The sequence below is a fragment of the Rhizorhabdus sp. genome, from assembly GCF_018006725.1.
Classification (GTDB): Bacteria; Pseudomonadota; Alphaproteobacteria; order Sphingomonadales; family Sphingomonadaceae; genus Rhizorhabdus.
In genome coordinates, this window is sequence record NZ_JAGMXV010000415.1 from 1 (window position 1) to 3,059 (window position 3,059).

2 protein-coding genes and 1 tRNA gene are annotated in these 3,059 nt (G+C 59.1%); 1 reads left to right on the top strand and 2 read right to left on the bottom strand.

The features are described 5' to 3' along the window. A partial coding sequence (locus KAY22_RS27070; protein ID WP_296626147.1) for an ImmA/IrrE family metallo-endopeptidase occupies window positions 1–860 on the top strand: 860 nt, incomplete at its 5' end. A gap of 445 nt (window positions 861–1,305) precedes the next feature. Here the strand turns inward: KAY22_RS27070 and KAY22_RS27075 are convergent. Both KAY22_RS27075 and KAY22_RS27080 read right to left on the bottom strand, forming a co-directional pair. After that, window positions 1,306–2,676, bottom strand: coding sequence for a site-specific integrase (locus KAY22_RS27075; protein WP_006018774.1), 1,371 nt, complete (start codon window positions 2,674–2,676; stop codon window positions 1,306–1,308). A gap of 211 nt (window positions 2,677–2,887) precedes the next feature. Next, window positions 2,888–2,972, bottom strand: a tRNA-Leu gene (locus tag KAY22_RS27080). Between the last annotated feature and the right edge of the window lie 87 nt (window positions 2,973–3,059).

The following is a 3,059-nucleotide window of genomic DNA, read 5'->3' on the forward strand; positions in this document are numbered from 1 at the left end:
TGGCAACCCAGCACGGCGAAAAGGTCGCTGAGGAATTTGGCTTCAATCAGTTTCCAGTTAGACCTCGAGAGATCGCCAAGGCCAGGGATATTGTCATCCAGGCGAAACCAGCCGAAGTGACGGGCGTGTCCGGCGCGATCATCTTCGCCGGTGATTCGGCCACCATCATCTACTCCACCGAGCACGGCAACGAAGGCTTCGAGAATTTCTCCATTGGCCATGAGCTGGGGCATTGGTTCCTGCCGGGCCATCCCGAGGAGATTATCAAGGCCGGCGGCGCGCACATGTCCCGCGCCAATTTTACACAGAATACGTCGATCGAGCTGGAGGCTGACCACTTCGCCAGCGGCCTTCTCTTGCCGTCCAATCTCACACGCAACCTGCTCTCCAATTATCAGATCGGCCTCGACGGCATTCTCAAGCTGGCTGAGAAGGCCCATTGTTCGATCACGGCTGCCGCGATTCGGGCCGCGGAGTGCGGCAGCTATCCGATGGCGATCATCGTCAGCAAGGGCAACGAGATCGCATATGCGTTTACCTCGGAGTCTTTCAAGAATCTCGGCAAGCTAGCGTTCTTGCGAAAAGGCGCTCCTTTGCCCGACGGAGCGACGCAGAGGTTCAACGCGGATGCGGCGAATGTCCTTCGCGCCGAACGCGCCGTTGGTGAAACCGACTTGGCGACATGGTTCGACGGCCCGGGTCGGATCACTCTTGATGAAGAGATCATCGGCCTTGGCAAATACGGCTACACCTTGACCGTGTTGACCAGCGAGGGGCTGCCCGAAGCCCCTCTCGATGAGGAGGATGAGGATGCTGAATTGGAGCGAAGCTGGACACCCCGCTTCGCTTATGGCCGGTAGCCACATCCGACATTGGGCCGATTAGCAGGGCCATGCTGCGGGCCGTGGGATTGCCCTCGAACTAATACGGGTGTTGCACCCCCCGCAACCATCCCCTCTTCGAAACAGTATTATGACCCTTCCGGTAATTTCGGCTGCCGGAGATGATATTTCGGACGTGGCCGTAGTCCAGGAAGGTCGAAAATGCTTTATCTTTCAGCGGGGGCTGACTGACACTCTCTCCGTCGCACTGCTTCTCCATTGTATCCGGCCGTTCGAAGCCACGGCAAAGCATTGGATCTAGGCGACAACGGCTGTTGCGGTTATCTCAGGCGGACAAGCGCAACGCGATGCAACGGATGCGAAATCGATCCTTCCAGCACGAGATGCACAAGCGTCGACGATTATCACATGAGCTTTGCGACGGGTTGAATTGGGCAACTTAACAGGCCTGATGATAGGCGACTCAAGCCTGCGCGCCTCCCTTGATCGGCATCACCTTCTTGGGATCGAGCCAGTGGTCGATCCGATCAGCCCAATGCTGCATCAGCTTCGTGCGCGAGCCGATCAGCGCGAGGGGTCCGTGCTTCTTGTAGAGACCTTCCACAGTAGAGTTATCGAGATGTGCGAGCTGCAGCTCGACGACATCGCCATCCCATGCCTTGGCGTCCTTGATCTCTTCGTGGTGAGATAGAGTCGAGAACGTGGTCCGGAATCCGTGGGCACAATGATCAGTCTTGGTATCAATGCCAAGCAGCCGCAAGCGCTTGTTGAGCGTATTGTTTGATAGCGGCGCGTCCTTCGAGCAGGAAAACGCGTACCGGCGATGGCCGGTCAGCTTCTGGACGCTACGCAGGATCGCGAGTGCCTGTCGTGACAAGGGCACAACATGGTCCCAACCGGTCTTCATCTTGGGAGCTGGAACAGTCCAGCGTTTGGCATCCCAATCGACCTCGCCCCATTCCATTTCATTGACCATGCCGGGGCGGGGAATGGTCAGCGCATTGAAGCGCAAGGCAAGGCCAACGACGTCACCAAATCTCGCTCTCGTCCACGGTGCGCTGATAAGTTTGAAGACGCGCGTGACGTCGCGTGGTTCGGTGACACCGGGACGCGGCGTCGAAATGTTGGCAATCATCTGTCCATTCAGGTTGCGGAATGGATTGTAGCCGTCGCCTTCGACGTCGGCATAGTCGCAGATCTGCTCGCCGATGCTGCGCACTCGGTCCCGGGTTTCCAGCCTTCCCTCTGCTTCATATGAACGCATGAAAGCGAGCACGTCGGGACGCTTGATGTCCTGCCTGCACAGCTTGCCGAAGCGAGCCTTGACGTAGCCGACGCGCAGCTCGAGCACCTCGACGGTCTTGGGGTCGCGCACTGCGACGATCCTGCCGCGCTTGACTTTCTCCACCTTCTTCTTGGCGAGCCACTCATCGGCCCATTGCGCGAAAGGCCGGGCGGCGGCCTGCTTGTGCTTGTCGAGCTGCTTCTCGATGCTCGGGTCTTTGCCTTCCTTGAGCAGGTCTTTGGCCTTGTCGCGCTCGCGCCGCGCGTCTGCGAGCGAGAACGTGCCATCCCTGCCGTTGCCGTAGGGGCCGATGGAGTAGGTTTTCTGGCGGCCGTGGAAACGGTAGTCCATCCGCCAGAGCTTGGAGGCAGCGTTGCCGGGCCTGCTCACGTCCGGCGTGACGAAGAGATAGAGCCAGCCGCCGGTCACGTCGGAAATCTTAGCGGGACTCCACGCGCCATTGTCGAATTTCGGTCGGGCGGCGCGGCAGTCGACGTCGGTCTTAATCTGCTTGGGATTGGCGCACGCGCCGTCGTTCTTGCCGCCCATCGGCTCAATTCCTTCATTCGGCAAAGCGAAAGTCGCCGTGAACGTTTGTTCTCCCGATACCAGCAAAAATACCAGCAAATCGGGCGGCTGGGATCGGAGGAGAACAAACGGTGACGAACTAGAACGTACGCGGAAGTGCCTATTTTTCAAGGCTTTCCGAGCACGGTGCGGACGGTTGCGGACGTTTCGGAACGGGCTTGAACAGCCTGGTTGGTGCCCCTGGCCGGAATCGAACCAGCACTCCTTGCGGAACTCGATTTTGAGTCGAGCGCGTCTACCAGTTCCGCCACAGGGGCATTCGCGAAAGCTGCGATCGGCATCCTGACGGACACGTCACGGCATCTGTGCGAAGCGGGCGGACTATAGCCGCAGGCTCTCGCGGG